The sequence below is a fragment of the Robertmurraya siralis genome, from assembly GCF_005502275.1.
GTDB classification, from domain to species: Bacteria; Bacillota; Bacilli; order Bacillales; family Cytobacillaceae; genus Robertmurraya; species Robertmurraya siralis.
The window spans coordinates 79,994-98,100 of record NZ_SWLZ01000012.1 but is presented as its reverse complement, the minus strand read 5'-3'; the positions used below and the strand labels follow the sequence as shown (position 1 = coordinate 98,100).

Annotated in this window: 18 protein-coding genes and 1 pseudogene; 14 read left to right on the top strand and 5 right to left on the bottom strand. The window is 37.2% G+C overall.

Annotation, left to right across the window (positions count from 1 at the left end):
• The first annotated feature begins 205 nt into the window (after positions 1-205).
• The 13 genes and pseudogenes from FCJ93_RS14675 to FCJ93_RS14620 all read left to right on the top strand — a co-directional run bounded on the left by FCJ93_RS14675 (position 206) and on the right by FCJ93_RS14620 (position 11,207).
• A complete protein-coding gene (locus tag FCJ93_RS14675) occupies positions 206-544 on the top strand; it encodes a DsrE family protein (protein ID WP_095313411.1) in 339 nt (112 codons plus the stop codon).
• 34 nt (positions 545-578) lie between these two features.
• Positions 579-1,805: a selenium metabolism membrane protein YedE/FdhT gene (yedE, locus tag FCJ93_RS14670; protein WP_137744021.1), complete on the top strand. Its 1,227-nt coding sequence runs from the start codon at positions 579-581 to the stop codon at positions 1,803-1,805.
• 69 nt (positions 1,806-1,874) lie between these two features.
• The gene (locus FCJ93_RS25265; protein WP_235879496.1) at positions 1,875-2,054 is read left to right on the top strand and encodes a sulfurtransferase TusA family protein; all 180 of its coding nucleotides are present in this window, start codon (positions 1,875-1,877) and stop codon (positions 2,052-2,054) included.
• A 263-nt stretch (positions 2,055-2,317) separates the two neighbouring features.
• Positions 2,318-3,997: a hypothetical protein gene (locus FCJ93_RS14660; protein WP_095313408.1), complete on the top strand. Its 1,680-nt coding sequence runs from the start codon at positions 2,318-2,320 to the stop codon at positions 3,995-3,997.
• A gap of 81 nt (positions 3,998-4,078) precedes the next feature.
• Positions 4,079-4,418, top strand: a pseudogene (locus tag FCJ93_RS25490) (transposase); the annotation flags it as partial.
• Positions 4,419-4,640: 222 nt separating this feature from the next.
• On the top strand, positions 4,641-5,789 hold the full coding sequence (locus FCJ93_RS14655; protein WP_095313406.1) for a PstS family phosphate ABC transporter substrate-binding protein: 1,149 nt from the start codon (positions 4,641-4,643) through the stop codon (positions 5,787-5,789).
• Positions 5,790-5,840: 51 nt separating this feature from the next.
• Entirely contained in the window at positions 5,841-6,656 is an 816-nt protein-coding gene (locus FCJ93_RS14650; protein ID WP_095313404.1) for a nuclease-related domain-containing protein, read from the top strand.
• A gap of 108 nt (positions 6,657-6,764) precedes the next feature.
• Positions 6,765-6,989 carry a hypothetical protein gene (locus FCJ93_RS14645; protein ID WP_095313402.1) on the top strand — a complete coding sequence of 75 codons (225 nt, stop codon included), beginning with the start codon at positions 6,765-6,767 and terminating at the stop codon, positions 6,987-6,989.
• Positions 6,990-7,254: 265 nt separating this feature from the next.
• Positions 7,255-7,923, top strand: coding sequence for a 7-cyano-7-deazaguanine synthase QueC (gene queC, locus FCJ93_RS14640; protein WP_095313401.1), 669 nt, complete (start codon positions 7,255-7,257; stop codon positions 7,921-7,923).
• Positions 7,923-8,402 (top strand): 6-carboxytetrahydropterin synthase QueD, encoded by a 480-nt coding sequence (queD, locus tag FCJ93_RS14635; protein WP_137744036.1) that lies wholly within the window; start codon positions 7,923-7,925, stop codon positions 8,400-8,402. Before queC ends, queD begins: the two co-directional genes overlap by 1 nt.
• Positions 8,395-9,120: a 7-carboxy-7-deazaguanine synthase QueE gene (gene queE, locus FCJ93_RS14630; protein WP_137744020.1), complete on the top strand. Its 726-nt coding sequence runs from the start codon at positions 8,395-8,397 to the stop codon at positions 9,118-9,120. Before queD ends, queE begins: the two co-directional genes overlap by 8 nt.
• A 318-nt stretch (positions 9,121-9,438) precedes the next feature.
• Positions 9,439-10,524 (top strand): DmpA family aminopeptidase, encoded by a 1,086-nt coding sequence (locus FCJ93_RS14625; protein ID WP_095313397.1) that lies wholly within the window; start codon positions 9,439-9,441, stop codon positions 10,522-10,524.
• Between the two features lie 329 nt (positions 10,525-10,853).
• Entirely contained in the window at positions 10,854-11,207 is a 354-nt protein-coding gene (locus FCJ93_RS14620) for a hypothetical protein (protein WP_095313395.1), read from the top strand.
• A 233-nt stretch (positions 11,208-11,440) separates the two neighbouring features.
• On the opposite strand, the gene FCJ93_RS14615 is transcribed toward FCJ93_RS14620, so the two are convergent.
• Positions 11,441-11,962: an ECF transporter S component gene (locus FCJ93_RS14615; RefSeq protein ID WP_095313393.1), complete on the bottom strand. Its 522-nt coding sequence runs from the start codon at positions 11,960-11,962 to the stop codon at positions 11,441-11,443.
• A gap of 277 nt (positions 11,963-12,239) precedes the next feature.
• On the opposite strand from FCJ93_RS14615, the gene adhP reads away from it, so the two are divergent.
• Entirely contained in the window at positions 12,240-13,253 is a 1,014-nt protein-coding gene (gene adhP, locus FCJ93_RS14610; RefSeq protein WP_095313391.1) for an alcohol dehydrogenase AdhP, read from the top strand.
• A gap of 33 nt (positions 13,254-13,286) precedes the next feature.
• Here the strand turns inward: adhP and FCJ93_RS14605 are convergent, their stop codons facing one another.
• From FCJ93_RS14605 to blaI, 4 genes are all read right to left on the bottom strand, one after another.
• Complete coding sequence (locus FCJ93_RS14605) at positions 13,287-14,726, bottom strand: sigma-54-dependent transcriptional regulator (RefSeq protein WP_137744019.1); 1,440 nt, start codon at positions 14,724-14,726, stop codon at positions 13,287-13,289.
• Between the two features lie 4 nt (positions 14,727-14,730).
• Positions 14,731-16,359 carry a sensor histidine kinase gene (locus FCJ93_RS14600; RefSeq protein ID WP_137744018.1) on the bottom strand — a complete coding sequence of 543 codons (1,629 nt, stop codon included), beginning with the start codon at positions 16,357-16,359 and terminating at the stop codon, positions 14,731-14,733.
• Positions 16,360-16,374: 15 nt separating this feature from the next.
• Entirely contained in the window at positions 16,375-17,523 is a 1,149-nt protein-coding gene (locus FCJ93_RS14595; RefSeq protein WP_137744035.1) for an iron-containing alcohol dehydrogenase, read from the bottom strand.
• Positions 17,524-17,697: 174 nt separating this feature from the next.
• Positions 17,698-18,081, bottom strand: coding sequence for a penicillinase repressor BlaI (blaI, locus tag FCJ93_RS14590; RefSeq protein ID WP_095313385.1), 384 nt, complete (start codon positions 18,079-18,081; stop codon positions 17,698-17,700).
• Between the last annotated feature and the right edge of the window lie 26 nt (positions 18,082-18,107).

The window sequence follows — 18,107 nt, the reverse complement described above, 5'->3', positions numbered from 1 at the left end:
CTATCTCCTAAATTCCATTCGTTCAAGAAATTCCTATTTTACTCAACTGCACATTCAAAAAATAGATAAATATTTATTGATTCTATCTAAAAAATGAATGAATATACTAGATGATTAAATGTTAAAATTTGAAAATGTGAGAATTAATCTTGATTTATAGCTATTTATCATCGAATTAAGAAAACTTTTAAGAAGGGGAAAATTAATGGAAAATAAAATTATATTGCTTTCATCTGATCAGCTTGGGAAGGGGGAAGCAGAATTAGGAGAGGGAATTTTAGAAACCTTCTTTACCATTCTTAAGCAAAAGGAAGAGTTACCTAAGGCCATTTTTTGTATGAATAGGGGTGTACGAACATTAACAGAGGATTCTCTCGTTTCTCTTCATTTAATCGAACTGGAGAAGAAAGGTGTTGACGTTCTAGCCTGTAAAACATGCGTCGACTACTATGAACTAGAGAAGAAGTTAGTGGTTGGAAAAATCAGCAGTATGCAACACTTTATTGAGTTATCTTCTAAATATGAAGTGATTACATTATCTTAAGTAGAAAAGTTTTTAAAAGGAGATTCATCATAAAATGAATTTATACCATAAAATATTTAAAGAATATTGGAACCCTTATGTAGCGATTGGAATTGCAGGATTGCTCAGCGCACTATATTTTGGAATAACCGGAACTGTCTGGGCTGTAACGGGGGAGTTTACAAGATTAGGAGGACATGTTTTACAATGGTTCGGTGTGGATGTGTCCAAATGGGCCTACTTCGAGTTAATTGGGATAAATGGGTCTCCTCTTAATCGTACGGATGGCTGGATTGTGATTGGCATGCTCGTGGGAGCATTGATGATGATTTTGTTAAGTAGCAGTTTCAAAATTCGTATACCTAACCAAAAACGCCGTCTTGTACAAGGATTTATTGGTGGGATTATTGCTGGTTTTGGTGCGAGACTGGCAATGGGGTGTAACTTAGCTGCCTTTTTTACGGGGGTTCCTCAGTTTTCTTTCCACGCATGGATTTTTATGATTATGACAGCGGTCGGAACTTTTTTTGGAGTAAAAGTGGTCAATACAAGATGGTGGCTTGGAAAACCAAACCTTCAAAGCAGTAAAGGAAAAAGAAGTATGAAAAGGAAAAAAATAAAGAACTCGAATATACAACCCGTTTTAGGGTGGTTGTTAGCTTGCGTATATGCGGGGATTATTGTATATTTTCTTGCTACAGGCAAAAATCTACTTGCAGTTGGCGCACTTGCAGGGGCATTCTTTGGTATTTTGATTGAACGGGGACAAATTTGTTTCACATCCGCATTCCGCGATTTATGGATTAGTGGACGTGCCATCATGTCAAAGGCGATCGCAGTAGGGATGATTATTAGCGTTGTTGTTACTTTTATTTTTATTCAAGCAGGCTCTACCCAAATTATTAAAATCGCCGCACCTAGTACTATAATCGGCGGTCTTTTATTTGGATTCGGAATTGTTCTTGCTGGAGGCTGTGAAACAGGGATGATGTATCGTGCCATGGAGGGACAAGTATTGTTTTTGATTGTGGGAGCAGGGAACATTGTTGGGGCTACCCTGTTATCCTATGGCTGGGATCACTTTGGCATTTTCAATACACTTGCAGCTGGATGGCCGCAGGTTAATTTAATTACTGAATGGGGGCCAACAGGAGCTCTTATTGGTACGTTAATTATGTTAGTGCTATGGTTCTTGTTCTCAAATTGGTGGGAAAAACGGTTTCGTTATGGAACAGGAATTAAACATGAACAAACGAAACATATCACCATAAAGGAGGTTTAATCCATGTCACAAGAACTTGAAATCGACTACACCTTAGATATTCGTGGTGAACCTTGACCATACCCAGTTATTTATGCGCTGGATGCGCTGAAAACGATGAGAATTGGAGAGGTGTTGGAAGTGATTGCCGATTGTCCACAGTCCTTCCGTAGCGTACCGGAAGAAGCTGTTAAGCACGGGTATGAGTTGGTAGTTGCGCCAGAAAAGGACGGTCAAGATATTTACTTTTATATAAAAGTGGTTAAGTAGGGGATGATGGGAACAGTTCTCATCCCTTTTTTTGTGCAAAAATATTGAATTTGTATTTCAAGGCGAACTCTTTTGTGGGTTGTATTTATGTTTAGTGCAAATTTAGCACTCTCCTTCTTTAAGAGACGATCAAATAGTAAGAAACAAATCGATAGTTCTCCTACATTTAAGGGGAACCTAACTAGCGCTAATATTCTTCTTTTGAAACTTCTGCTTTGCTCATCCGTAAATTTATTTGTAGGTTTTATGACAGGAGGGTTATTATGGGCAATATTTATCTATTTTCACTTATCGCGGGATTAGCCTCTGCACTGGTGCTGATTCCCTTTACTGGTAGGAGAACAAATAAGAAAGAGGAAAAGAAATCAAAAACAGGAGTAATGCTGATTGGGATTGCTCTTATCATTATTTTTATTTTTACATTCTACTATGTAACAAATCTTGATCGAAACTTTACATCTTTATGGGGATTGGCTATCCCTGTGACTCTGTTAGGAACAATTTTTGCTTCTGGAAAAGAAAGGCTGATCAAAGGAGCATTGTTTCTTGGAAGTTTAGTATTTGGAGCGGTATTATTATCAGCATTTGTTTTTAATGCTAATGAAAAATACGAAGTAGCAAAAATGAGCGAAAAAATAGAAATCGAAACATTTTCTGAAAGTGAAACGCCAGCAAGTGTACCACCAAAATTTGCTCGAAATAAGATGAAAAAAGCGTTTGGCCAGGTTCCAAACACAAGCTATTACGAACTTGGAAATTTGCAAATTCAAAAGGTTAATGGAGAATATGTATATATAGCACCTGTAGAATTTTCAGGTTTTTTTAAATGGTTAAATGGCGATAATACACCAGGTTATTTTACGATCAGTGCAACCGATTCAAGTGACAATCCCAAATTTATGAAAGCTGAAATGGAATACACACCATCCTCCTATCTTCATAAGAATCTTGAACGCCATATACGGATGAAATATCCGCATCATATTTTTTATGGGGATGTGCAATTAGAAATTGATGATGATGGTAAGCCTTTTTATATTCGTTCCTATGGACAATTCATTTCTGCTAGAAATGGCTTTGATGTCAAAGGGATTGTGATGGTAGACCCAAAGACAGGGGAAACAAGTGACTTTCGTTTAGCAGAAATTCCAGAATTTATTGATAGTGCTGTTTCTCCAGAAGTTGTCAGTTTACACAATAGTTATTTCGGAAATTATATTCACGGATTTTGGAATAGCAAGTTTGGAAAGAAAGATGTAAAGCTGCCTTCTGATGAAGGAACAGTGGCAAATGTTAGTCCGATATTTGATGAAAATGGGGATATGTTTTATTTCACTGATTTCACAAGTCCAAAAGAGAATGTAGATTCGATGCTAGGCTATTCTCTCACAAACGCTAGAACAGGTGAAGCAACATACTACACTGGCAATCTTGAACAGTCTTACATGGATTCACAAGGTGCTTTGCAAATTATTGAAAAGAAATTTATAGAAAAGAAGTGGAAGGGTCAGATGCCTGTTCTCTATAACTTCTATGGCGAAGCAAGTTGGCTTACTCCAGTACTTGATTCAAATGGCTTCCTTCAAAACTATTTTATCGTTTCCGCTGCCAACCCAGAAATTTCTGTGTATGCAAATACACCAAATGAAGCACTGAAGCTCTACAAAACAGCATTGCAACGAGGGGGTAGTACGGTTGATGGAAGCTCGAAAGCAGAGGAAAAGGAAATTAGTGGAACAGTTATACGTGTTTATAAGGAGAAGGTCGGCGATTTTACGACAATCACCTTCTTATTGAATAATAAACAGAGCTACGTCATTTCATCTGAAACGAATCCCTTTGCTATCTATTTACAGGAAGGTGATAAAGTGGAAGTTCGTTACTTAGATACAGGAGAGTTTTTTCTACCAGCAAAAGAAATTTTGATTGAAGGGTTAGAATAGAATTGCTTCGAAATAGGGAGCAGATGCTAGATTTTGCTAAAATATGAGAGGTGGTACTGGGAGATATCCCTTTACAACAAAAAGGAAGGACATAGAAAATATAAATCGAATTCGGTGAAATGGAAAGTGTTCCTTTGTTTGAACAGTATACACTGAGTAAAAATCACAAGAAGCGAATACAGCGACACTTATAAGAAGCTGAACACCTTTGTCATACAAATGAATTCAAAGAATTATACTAATGCCGTAAAGAGTCGTTTGAACGACTCTTTGCGGACGCAAAAGAAAAGCATGGTATGCGATGGACAACTTTTAGAGGAATTAAAACAAGTCCATGCAGGCGATGCTTACTTTTAGTGCCATGAACTTAAAGAAATGGGCTAAATGTGCAAGAAGGCAATGTTACAAACAAGAGTTCTAGTCAATTAAAAGAAAAGTGAAGTTTCTCATCATTAAAGCTCTCTACTCTTCGACAGAGCGGTACAAAACCAACAACTTAAACACAACCAATACAGCTGTTCATTAAAAATGGCGCATTGCAAATTTGGTTGATCTTGCTAAATATAATTGACAAATAGCACTAATAGTGTAAAATTACACTATAGAATTTTAAATTATTTAGTTATTTAGGGAGGAAGAATTGATGAAGCTATTTGTCTCAATATTGACCATTTTTTTGTTGGGATTTTTGGGATTTGCAACGACCGTTTTTATTTCATTGCTTGATTACAAACCATTTTATTTATTTTTTATTCCTATTTTTACAATTGCACTCATTATAATGATTATTTTTCTGATTTATGGGAAAGCACAAAGTAAAATGTTTAAGAGAAGTACAATCATTCTTATTGCAGCTGCTATTGTTTCAATCGTTTCATATGAAGGATATGAAGCTTATGAAAGATCACTTGAAGTGGTGAGCACCCAAGATGTTGATTTATCAGAGTACACCCCGTTTGTTGAAGGCTCGAAACTTGTTTCGCTGGAAGAACCTTCAACACTGAAAATCTCCGATGATCTTCCTAAGTTAGATGGTGCCACAGCGCTATATCCTGTATACTCTGCTTTTGCCCAAGCGGTATATCCAAAAAAGGATTATTCACTTCACGATAGTGAAGTTGTTTCAAGTCAGACAAGCGGAGCTTTCGACCGTCTCTTAAAAGGCGATGTAGATCTTATTTTTATTGCGCAGCCATCGGAAAAACAGATGCGCAATGCGGAAGAGCTTGGGATTGAATTGAATTTAACACCGATTGGGAGAGAAGCATTTGTTTTTTTTGTTCATTCTAAAAATCCGATTAATGAACTAACAATGGAACAGATTCAAGCGATCTACTCGGGAAAAATCACCAATTGGAGGCAGCTTGGTGGAAAGAATGAGGAAATCCGTGCTTTTCAACGTCCTGAAGGCAGCGGGAGTCAATCAGCTTTAATAAACGTGATGGGCGATGTACCTTTAATGGAACCGCCATCAGAAGATATCGTTTCGGCCATGGGAGGGATTATTACCGAAACCACCAATTATCAAAATCGCACCAATGCGATCGGCTTTTCTTTTAGGCATTTTTCACAAAACATGGTGGAGAATGGTAAAATTAAATATATCGCGATTAACGGAATGACACCTAGCAAAGAAAATATTCAAAACGATTCTTATCCAATCGTTGCTCCACTTTACGCGGTAACTACAAGTGGAAATACAAATCCTCATGTCGAGGAGTTCATCAATTGGATGCTTTCTGAGCAAGGACAATATATCGTGGAACAGACTGGGTATGTTCCAGTAAAATGATTGAGGATTTCGGCAAATGTGAAGAGTTTCCATTTTAAGAGAGGCACAAATATGTTTAAAAGATTATTTAACAATTCAAGTAAGCAGCAACTGAATAAAACTAGTTTGAAGGAAGGCAAAAAAAATAAAGTTGAAAATACCAGAATTGGAGAAATAGGGGAATATAAAATTAATCTCCAGCTAGAGCAATTACCGCAAGAGTTTAAATACTTAAGTGATGTTTTGCTTCCAAGCAAAAAAACTAAATCTGGGTATTCTCAAATTGATCATATCGTTTTTACGACTCATGCGATATTTGTTATTGAGACGAAAAATTATACCGGTGTTATTTATGGCCATCGAAATCGCACTGAATGGTCACTGAATGGCAAATTCAATTTCACCAACCCATTTCATCAAAATTATGGCCATATTGAGGCTGTTAAGTCGATTTTACCAAAAATAACAAATGAAAATATTGTTTCAGTAGTTTCCTTTAACCGCAGAAGTACTTTTAAAGTAAATGAAGAGCTAAGAAAAATTAATTCTAACGATCTCATCATCTATGACATAGAACTATTAGAATACGTAACGAGAAAATTAAATGTTATCAAGCTAAGCAGTTCACAGCCACCTTTTACTACAGCTGATATTTTAAATATGTATACCACAGTGAGTGAGGGGAATATAACCGATAAAAAAATAAGAGCAGCACACATCAGGACACTGAACGGACAAACTCAAGAAACTCCTAATTCAACGGGAAATTCCACTTGTAAAACTTGTGGTAAAGTAGTTTCTAGTAAAGTGACACAATACTGTCTTGCTCATTCAAATCGCTTTAAAGGAAATGTATATTGTTATGAGCATCAAAAATCACATTTTTAGTTTTGCAATGGTAAAAAACCAATAGCTGCAATTTTCATAAAATCATTCCTTGTGAATAATTTCTGGTGTAAAATGTAAGCATAATAATATTTCGTCAGGAGGATTTTTATGACTGGAACAGTGACTGTCATCATGATTTTTTCGATCCCGCTCGTTGCTATTATTACAGACCATTTTCAAAAGCAGACGAAAATGAAGCATAAGATGATTAAAGATCAATTGGAATTGGAGAAATTGAAACATCAAAACTTTTTAATAGAAACTGAGAAAATGAGACTTGAATTGGAACAAATGGTGAGCGAAGATAAGTTGGAGCAAAAGAAAATATTGTAATATAAACTGCCTCGCTAATTATTTTTAGGAGGCTTTTTCTCTTAATAGGAGGTTTTTTTATACGATCCTGATCGAGGAAACGATTTTTGGCTAATCACATAATCTCTCGTCATTATGTTCATCCGAGTACCCCTTTTAGAAAAATTATGCTAGTATTGTAATAGCTGAATAAAAGAGGTTCTAGCACCCCTCTCTAAAAAAACTAAGATGAAGCAGTACTTCGATCTTGGGGTACTGTTTTTTCTTTTGAAAAGGAGTAATTTTTATGTTAAAAGATGAAAAAGCGATTGTTGTATTTAGCGGTGGACAAGATAGCACAACTTGTTTGTTTTGGGCACTCGAAACATTTAAGGAAGTTGAGGCGGTTACGTTTAATTATAATCAACGGCATATTGAAGAAATTGAGTGTGCTAAAAAGATCGCAAAAGAGTTGAATGTAAATCACCATATTTTAGATATGAATTTATTGAATCAATTAACGACCAATGCGTTGACAAGAGATGATGTTAAAATTGAAGAAGGGGAGGACGGTGAGCTTCCGTCTACCTTTGTGCCTGGAAGAAACCTTATTTTTCTCTCATTCGCCGCAATCCTTGCTAGTCAAGTCAATGCAAAACATATTATAACAGGTGTCTGTGAGACTGACTTCAGCGGTTACCCTGATTGTCGTGATGCCTTTATTAAATCATTAAATGTTACAATCAATTTGTCCATGGATAAGGAATTTGTCATTCATACACCATTGATGTGGCTAAACAAGGAAGAAACGTGGAAAATGGCTGATGAGCTTAATAGATTGGCATTTGTCCGTGAAAAAACACTTACTTGCTACAATGGGATTATTGGTGATGGCTGCGGGGAGTGTCCTGCTTGTAAGCTAAGAAAAAACGGTTTAGAAAGCTATCTTTCCACTCGTGAAGGAGTGAAGGGATGATGGATCAGTCTATGTTCGGTTTTCGCATCGTTGATCAATTGCAAAAAATAGATAAAGACATTCAAAAAAGTGAATTAAAATATCATCAGAAGCGTGTTTTAATAAGCAAAGAATTTACCTTTGATGCAGCTCATCATCTCCATTGTTATGAAGGAAAATGTAAAAATCTTCACGGACATACGTATAAAGTCATCTTAGGAGTGAGCGGCTTTACGGACGAGCTTGGTCTTGTCATAGATTTTGCTGACCTGAAAAAAATTTGGAAAGAGGATATTGAAATATTCTTAGATCATCGTTACTTAAATGAAACGCTGCCGAAAATGAACACAACTGCGGAAAATATGGTTGTGTGGATTTATGAAAAATTACAGACTGCACTAACCCAGTCCTATCCAAATACTAGAGTTGAATTTATCCGTTTATTTGAAACACCTACAAGCTATGCCGAGGCAAGAAGGGAGTGGATGGAAAATGAGTAAAATTCCGGTAATGGAGATTTTTGGACCAACTATTCAAGGTGAAGGAATGGTTATTGGCCAAAAAACAATGTTTGTCCGAACTGCTGGATGTGACTACTCCTGTTCATGGTGTGATTCTGCCTTCACTTGGGATGGATCAGGTAAAAGCTTAATTAAACAAATGGAAGCAGAAGAGATTTGGCATGAATTAAAGAGAATTGGTGGCGATGGATTTTCCTTCGTCACTTTATCAGGAGGAAACCCAGCCCTGTTAAAGAATCTTTCGAATTTAATCGCCCTGTTAAAAGCAAATCATATCGATATTGGATTAGAAACGCAAGGGTCTAAATGGCAAGATTGGTTCCTTCAGATCGATCAGTTGACTATTTCTCCAAAGCCTCCAAGCTCAGGGATGAACACAGACTTTGCGGCACTTGATACAATTATTCATAATTATATCGAGTCAAGTACCGGTCAGATTAGCTTGAAAGTTGTGATATTTGATGATGAGGACTTTTTGTATGCGAAAAAGATCCATCTGCGTTATCCGAATTTACCATTTTATTTACAAGTAGGCAATGATGACAGTAAAACAGAAGATAATGAGACACTTATTCGCCAGCTATTAAATAAGTATGAATGGCTGATCAATAAAACGATAGACGATCATACATTAAAAAGTGTGAAAGTACTTCCACAACTCCATACACTTATTTGGGGCAATAAGCGTGGAGTTTAGAATACAGCTTAACGTTTGAAGTAATCAAGTCGGCCATCTAAACTGTAGACAATCAAAAGAAATAGAGTTATCTACAGTTTTTTTCGTTTCTGATCAACCTGACGATGGAAAAGGGAGATGAGAAACAATAGCATTGAAAGAGAGCGGTTAGTTATCGCCACACTGGGCTAGCGCTAATCAGAGTTTCCACTTATAAAGGGATTATCATGATTTCTAATTTTTATGCTTGTTTACAGAAATTATTTACTATGGCATGTATGTAAAAGGCAATAAGAGTAGCTTAACGGAGTGGTTCTCATAACGTAAGAGGGGATGTCTATGGAAAGAAAAAAAATTAGAGATCTGGGTATTGTAGTAGGACAATTGCCACCGGGACCGAAAAATTGCCTCACTGATGTACAGGGGGTTCGTGTTGGTCATGTAACTTTACATCATCCACTTGCAAATGCCGATAATGAATGGGCATGTACAGGCGTGACAGCGATTCTTCCGCACGAAGAAAATATCTTCCAGAATAAAGTTGTCGCGGCAAGCTATGTTTTTAACGGATTTGGTAAATCAACAGGCTTAGTGCAAATGAATGAATTAGGAAGATTAGAATCTCCGATCATGCTTACTAATACATTTTCAATTCCTGCCGTAACACAAGGGACTTTAGAATATTTGTTGGAGCAAAATCCAGAAATTGGAGAGACTACAGGTACCGCCAATATCGTCGTTGGGGAATGTAATGATAGTTACTTGAATTCTATTCGAATGATGTCAGTAAAACCGGAGCATGCAAAAGAGGCCATTAGAATAGCTTCAACAGATAAGGCAATGGAAGGAGCAGTTGGAGCAGGAACAGGAATGGTTTGTTTCGGTTATAAAGGTGGAATAGGCTGCTCATCACGATTGGTGGTCGATGATGGAGAACAAGGAGTTTACACGATTGGATGTTTAGTATTGAGTAATTTTGGTACTCAAGATGAACTATACTCGTATAATCGTTTTATTGACACTGAAAAAAAACGAAGAGTTGAAAATAATAACGAAGATGCACAAACAGACGGCTCGATCATGATCGTGTTGGCTACGGATGCCCCTGTTAATGAACGCCAGCTTCAGAGAATGGCGAAAAGATGTGGAATCGGTCTCGGAAGAACAGGAAGCCATATGAGTCACGGAAGTGGAGATATTGTAATGGCCTTTTCAACCTCACAGACATTTCCTCATTTTTCAAGCGATAGGATAGAGCAGCAATTCCTTTTTAGAGAAGACAAGCGTATGATGAACATGCTTTTTTGCGCAGCTGCTGAAGCAACTGAGGAAGCAATTCTAAATTCCTTGACGAGGGCAAAAACAACGATTGGAAGAAAAGGAAGAGAAGTGGAGGAGTTTCCACTCGATCTCTTGAAATTATAATATATTTTAACAGCTGATCTCCATATTCAGTGTTGGCTAAAGTAAACATTCATCAAATAAGTTCGCAATTTAGCGAAAATAAGTGTATCATGAAAGTAACGAGATTTTAGCTTTAAAGCTTGCAGGCGAGTTTAATGAAAACAGGCTGCAAGCTTTTTTGTTAATGAAACAATGTAAATTCAAAGGAAGGAACAGCACTTAATCAACGTGAGTTAAATCTATTCAGGCAAGAGCACTTTGAAAGAAACAGAATTATAGCTTTCTTTGTTTGGGGATACTGACTATTAATAAGGTTTAAAAAATATAGTTTGGAAATGGAGACTATGCATATGAATGAGAAGGAAATTATCATAGAAATTGATAAAATAAAGTCAGGAAAAGCTAATATTATTTCTTTTTACCGCAAAAACAAGCTAATCGATCGTGCACCACTTAAACTAAAGGATAAATCAGAAAGCTACAATTATAATTATCGGCATCACTTTGACGGAGATGATCTTGTGAAAATCAATGCAAAACAGTCTTCCGTTTTTCCTTATGATGGGCGTGGCAAGATCAATGAGTGGGCAGACGAAACAAAACGTTCTTTAAGACAATTAATTATGGATGGCAAGTTTAATCGTGTTTTTACAAAAGGAACGACTAAATATAGCATTAAATTAGTTTGGGTTTCTGGTGAGTAGGCAATCATTTTATCACTCACGTATTTTCAAGTCCTAGTATCTCCACTAGGGCTTTTTAGTTATCTAACAAGATTGACCAGTCATGTACAGCATTGTATAAGGTTGTGAATATGATCATTGTGAGAGGTAGATAGGGGAGGAACGATTAGTATGTAAGCAAATTCAAAAAAGACATTGATTACAAAACTGGATGATGCAGCAAGTTCGTGATAACATCATCCAGTTTACTCATTTTATACATATCTTTTTAATCGTGCTGCAAGTGGAATTACGATGATGCCAGCGATGACGACTTGCATGATGTTCCCGGGAACTGAACCAAATGGTAAGACCCAATTGCTGTATAAGAGTACTTCTGCAAAATAGTAGCCTACTACTTTAATAATTAAAGCAACGGCCACGGCCATTGAATAGACGTATAACTTTTTCCCTGGAAGCTTTTCGGCGATCAGTCCAGCAAGATACCCCATTGCTCCAACGATAACAAAAGTAAAAGGGGCCCATGCTGTCCAGCCTGAAATAAGGTCAAATAATCCCATTCCTACAGCACCTGCAATCGCTCCTGATTTTCTTCCATAGAGAAATGCGGCGATAAAAAGGGGAACATTTCCTAAATGAATCAGTCCGCCATTTCCCATGATTGGCAGGCGAATATTAATGAACATTGTCGATACAAAAACTAATGCGATAAAAAGCGCATTGATTACTAATATTTTGGTTTTCACTGCTTGTTTTGGTGCCAAAGTTGAGCTCATCGACGTACCTCTTCCTATTTTTTAATTATTATCATACTATGTTTATTCAATTTAATAAATATTTTTTAGCCATGTTAACTTTCACAGATTAAAGTTTTTGTTTAATCGTAATTTTACGAAAATTCGGCCAATTTGGCCGATTTATCGTTTCTTTTTTAAAAATGAAAGAGGAAGGCCTCTCATTATTATTGAAACAACAACAATTATTTGAACTGATGAGTTGGCACAGTAATTGCATAAAAATAGTGAACTTTTTTAAACAGGGGGAATGGAAACGATGAAAGCGGCAATTGTCAATGAATTTAAGAAACAATTGGAGATCAAGGAAGTGGAAAAACCAACTTTAAATTACGGAGAAGTACTAGTGAAGCTTGAGGCATGTGGGGTATGCCATACAGATCTTCACGCCGCCCATGGTGATTGGCCGATAAAACCTAAGTTGCCTTTAATTCCTGGTCATGAAGGGGTTGGAATCGTTGAGGCGGTCGGTGATGGAGTAAAATCATTAAAGATAGGCGATCGAGTTGGGATTCCATGGCTTTACTCTGCTTGTGGAGAATGTGAATACTGCTTGAGCGGACGTGAAACGCTTTGTCTTAAACAAGAAAACGGGGGATACTCTGTTGATGGCGGCTATGCCGAATATTGTAAGGCTCCAGCAGATTACGTAGCAAGAATTCCAGAAGGACTTGATCCCGTTGAAGTAGCCCCAATCCTTTGTGCTGGTGTGACGACTTATAAAGCATTAAAGGTATCTGAAGCAAAACCAGGAGATTGGGTAGCTATTTATGGGATTGGTGGTTTAGGCCATTTAGCACTGCAATATGCAAAAGTGATGGGGTTTAATGTTATTGCTGTTGATATTCAGGATGAAAAATTGCAGTTGGCGCAAGAATTAGGCGCAGATCTTACTGTCAATGGATTGAAGGAGGATCCGGCGGCAGCAATTCAGGCAAAGGTAGGGGGCGTGCAAGCAGCAGTTAGTGTTGCAGTCACACAAAAGGCTTTCGAGCAAGCGTATCGTTCTGTTAAACGAGGTGGAACACTAGTTGTTGTAGGTCTTCCACATGATGATCTACCTATTCCGATTTTTAATACTGTTTTAAATGGAGTCACAGTGAAAGGTTCAATTGTAGGAACTAGAAAGGACATGCAGGAGGCACTCGATTTTGCAGCTAGAGGGAAAATCCGCTGCCAAATTGAAACCGCTTCCTTAGACGATGTAAATAAAGTATTTGAGCGAATGATAAATGGAAAGATAAACGGTCGAGTTGTTTTAAAGATGAATTAACAAGAGGAGTGCAAGGTTTTATTCTTGCACTCCTCATTTTTTTTCATTTAAATAATAGCGTAATTTTCGCAACGTAATCCCCAGTTCTTCTGCTGCTTTTTTTCGATTTCCAACTGTATTCTTTAAAGCTTTTTCAATAAAAGTTTGTGTTGCTTTAGCTTCAAGTATATTCATCATTTCAAACACTTTATTTAGGTCTGAGCTTTTTTGTACATATAACATTTTTAATATTTCTTCTGACCAATTGTGTAAAAATTGTTCAAAGGTGGTATGGTGATAAGCTGGAAAGGATGGATTATTTGTCCTGCTATCACGAGCGCTCACATTTCGAACTCTTTCCGGAAGATAATCCGCTGTAATCATTGTTGTTTCCTCTTCAGCAAAAGCGACGGCTCTTTTAATAACATTAACTAGCTCACGAATATTTCCTGGCCATGTATAAAAACGAAGACAATCAAGTGCTTCTTTTGTAAAAGTAAAGTTCAACTGCTCCTTTTGTAGATAAAATTCAATGAAAAGAGGAATGTCCTCAGAGCGAAGACGCAGCGGTGGGATCATTAGCTTCACTACATCAAGACGATAAAGGAGATCGTCACGAAATAAACCATTTTTGACAGCATCCTCAAGTCCAACATGGGTCGCAGCGATAATTCTGGCAAGGCTAAACTCAGTCATTTCGCCGCCAACTTTTATAAATTCGCCTGTCTCCAATATTCGTAAAAGCTTCACTTGTGTAGTCAATGAAGCTTCTCCAATCTCATCAAGAAATAAAGTGCCTTTGCCTGCAAGTTGAAAGAATCCCTTTCTCTCTTTCGTAGCACCGGTAAATGCTCCCTTTTCATGACCAAATAGTTCGCTTTCTAGCAAATTTTCTGAAATGGCACCGCAATTTATTCCGACAAAAGGATAGTTTTTACGCAAGCTTGCATGATGAATAAAGCGGGCAAGGATCTCCTTGCCTGTTCCGGTTTCTCCCTCTATAAGGATCGGGATATTTTTCTGAGCTAATTTGTGAGCTAATTTGAATACTTGTATCATTTCTTTATTGTTGCCGATAAAACAATTCAATTGTTGCGCTAATTTATCAATTTCAGCGTGATTAGAACCATTTTCATTTTGTAAAATCTGCTCCGTCAAATTTTCAATATCTTTAATATCATCAAAAGGCTTTTCAATAAAGTCATTTGCACCAAATTTAATCGCATCCACAGCTGTTTGAATGGTGGCATACCCAGTCATGACGACTACTTTACAAGCAGGCTGCACCGCCTTTAATGTTTTCAAAATCGCAAGACCATTTCGATCAGGCAGTTTCACATCAAGAAATGCCAATTGGAATTGTTTTTTTTGTATGTTTGAATCGAATTCCAAACCACTAGAACAAATAGTCATAGAGTGTCCTTTATCATTTAACAGATGAGAAAGAAATGTGCTAACTTCCTTCTCATCATCAACGATTAAAATTTCTGCCATTATTTCACTCCTTAATTGGAAGAATCAGCTTAAATGTACTACCTTGATGCTGTTTACTTATTACCTTGATCGTTCCACCATGGGCTTCGGCAATACCAAGGCTAACTGATAAACCGAGACCTGTTCCTTTTGCATCTGTTTTTGTCGTAAAAAAGGGATTAAAAATTTCAGAGATAGTTTGCTCCTCGATGCCGCAGCCATTATCTGTTACAGCAAGGATAACGTTTCCTTGTTCTTGAAAAGTTTCAAGCAAAATCTTTTTCGGATGCTCACAGCCTTCAATCGCATCCTTGGCATTTAATAATAAATTTAAAATAATCTGCCCAATTTGTTGCAAGTTTCCATCAATAAATGGAAGTTTATGATCGAGCTTCGTTTCTAATTCAATTGTTTGTTTGTGCAATTGATTGCCAATGATGCTCAATACTTGTGCAACAGCATCATTTACGGAGCACTTTTCAAAGCGATACTGCTCCTGTCGAGAGAAGGTCAGAAGATTGCGAATGATATTTTTACTTCTTTTTCCACATTCATGAATGTCTTCAAGCAGTTGCTTTAATTGAACATCTTTTAGATTTAATTTTCTATTTAAAAGTTGTGCATTCCCCATAATTGCAGTTAAGGGATTATTTAATTCATGCGCTACACCAGCAGCCATTTCCCCAATCGCCGCGAGCTTCCCAGATTGGAGCAACTGTGCTTCAATCTGTTTTTTTGCGGTAATATCTTTAATATAAATGATCGACGCATATTGAGCGCCATGTTCATCCAGAATAGGGTAGCAATAATATTCACAAATCCTTTTGGCAATAAGGAGCTCCCCGGATGAGGGGATATTTAAAATAGGCGAAAATTGAAACTGGTAGTCGCCTTGTTTGAATGGGAAATCATGAATTAAACGTCCTTCCAGCTTTTCGGAATGGGAAAATATTTGTTGTGCTGCTTTATTTGCTTGAAGAATGATGCCATTTAAATCAATGATGAAAATTGCATCAAATACGGCTTGAAAAGTTTCTTCCCACTGTTTCTTTCTTTGCAGCACCTCATTGAAGAGACGTGCGTTTTCTAAACAAACAGCAATTTGATTGGAGAGCTGTTGGAAGAACGTGAGATCAGTCTCCAATAGTTCGAGCTTTTCCTTGCTCCCTAATAGCAGAATACCAATCGTTTTATCTTTATAATTTAAAGGCAATAAAAGACAGCTTGTGAGATCGATTTTGCGCAAAGCCTGTACCTCGAACATTTCCTCGCTTTCTTCAATGTAGATAAGGCGTGCTTGACCCGTTTTTAAAACGGTCCAGTACAAGCCTTGCTGTTTTGGAATAATCATTCCTTGCACAAAAAAGTGCGAATCTGATGGATAGCAGTGTGAAAGAGTGAGGGTATTTTCGACTTTCAAGAAAAGTGATATTCGATTAATTGGAAAAATAGTTTTTAATTTTCCAAGCATTTTTTCTAGCATATCATTTATGGACATGTCGACATTAAAGCTTCTCATGATCTCATTAATAATTTCTAACTGGATGTTTTTCTTTTCAAGCTCGTGGACGGTTTCTTTTAATTCTGTGTAATAATTCCTTTTTGACGATTGAATTCCAGTTAATAATTCGATCATTCTTTCTTGTGTATTCACGGAATAATCCCCCCCTTATAATGCTTGATGAAAAAGCCTTTCTACATCTTCTTCCTTAATATCACGGGGGTTCGTAATCATGCAAGCATCGTTCAAGGCAAGACAGCTTAATTCTCTAATTATTTTTTCCTCAAGCCCCATTTCCGATAAGGATTGAGGGGCACCAATATCAAGTGATAATTGTTTTACATGCTCGATCGCTTTTTTTCCAGCTTCGTATACACTTAAACCTCCAATATGTTCACCAAGCAATTCAGCAATATCGCAAAATTTTTGGGGGGCTGCTAACAAATTAAATTCCATTACATGAGGAAGAAGGACGGCATTTACATCGCCATGCAACATCGGATATCGACCACCAACTGAATGCGACATAGCATGAACAGCCCCCAATATTGCATTGGAAAAAGCGAGCCCGGCTTGAAGGCTTGCCATGGCCATATGCTCCTTTGCTTCTTTATTTAATTTTGACGCTACTGATGGCCGTAAATATTGGGAGATAAGTCGAATAGCATTTCTTGAATATACCTCTGTTAACGCAGTTGCGGCAACGCTTACATATGATTCAATAGCATGTGTTAAAACATCCAAACCAGTTGAAGCGGTAAGATGGTCGTGTTTTGTCGAAAGGGTGAGCGGATCAATAATTGCAATATCGGGAACGAGCGATTTTGAAATAATCGTCATTTTCTTTTTCTTTTTACTGTCAACGATTACAGAAAATTGTGAAACTTCGGACCCGGATCCTGCCGTTGTCGCCGCCATAATAAGGGGAGGGAGTGGTTTTTTAATTTGATCAACCCCTTCGTACTCTGAAATTGTTCCGCCATTTGTAACTAAAATAGCAACTGCTTTTGCTACATCGATAGCACTACCGCCACCAATTCCGATAATTGCATCGCATTCATTCTCAACGTAAACATTGGCACCAAGCTCTGCTTCATAATCCTTCGGGTTAGTTGTAATTTCATTGAAACTTGTGTAGCTTAATTCCGCACTTTTACAGCTTTTTTCAACCACGTCTGCCCAGCCGGCCTCCATAACTCCTTGATCAGTTACAATTAGTACATTTTTTGCTCCGAGTCGGATACAACTTTCTCCAACCTGATGGAGGGAATTATGACCGAATATTACTTCAGGCATGACAAATTTATTGATCATCACTACACCACCAATCAATATATTAAAGTAAATATTCGCTAATAATTGGAAAAATCCTTTTCTTAACATGCATTGTCTGTTAGCTTTTCGACGAGTAAAAGAATTTTTTTCTTCTTCAGAAAACATTAATGGCAAAAAAGAACACGAACAGATTTTGTAATCTGGACGTGTTCTTTTTTATTTCTCTTTAGGCTTTTCATCGAGAATCTTTCGCAATTCCTTAATATCATCATCTGAAAGAGATTCTTCCTCAATAAATTGAACAAGCATCGATTTTACAGCTCCGCCGTATATTCTTTTTACGAATGATTCCGTTTCAGCACGTTGGCATTCATCTTGAGAATACAAAGGATAAAAAGTGTATACTTTTTGATTTCGATTGACACCTACGACGTTTTTATGAACGAGACGATCTAAAAGGGTGCGAATCGTCTTAGGCTTCCAATCAGTTGTTTGTTGCAGAGAAGCAATAACTTCGTTGGCCGTTAATGGCGATTTATTCCAAAGAATATTCATTACTTCCCATTCTGATTCTGAAATGTTGGGAATATTCTTCACCAACAATCCTCCTCCTCATCCATAAATCT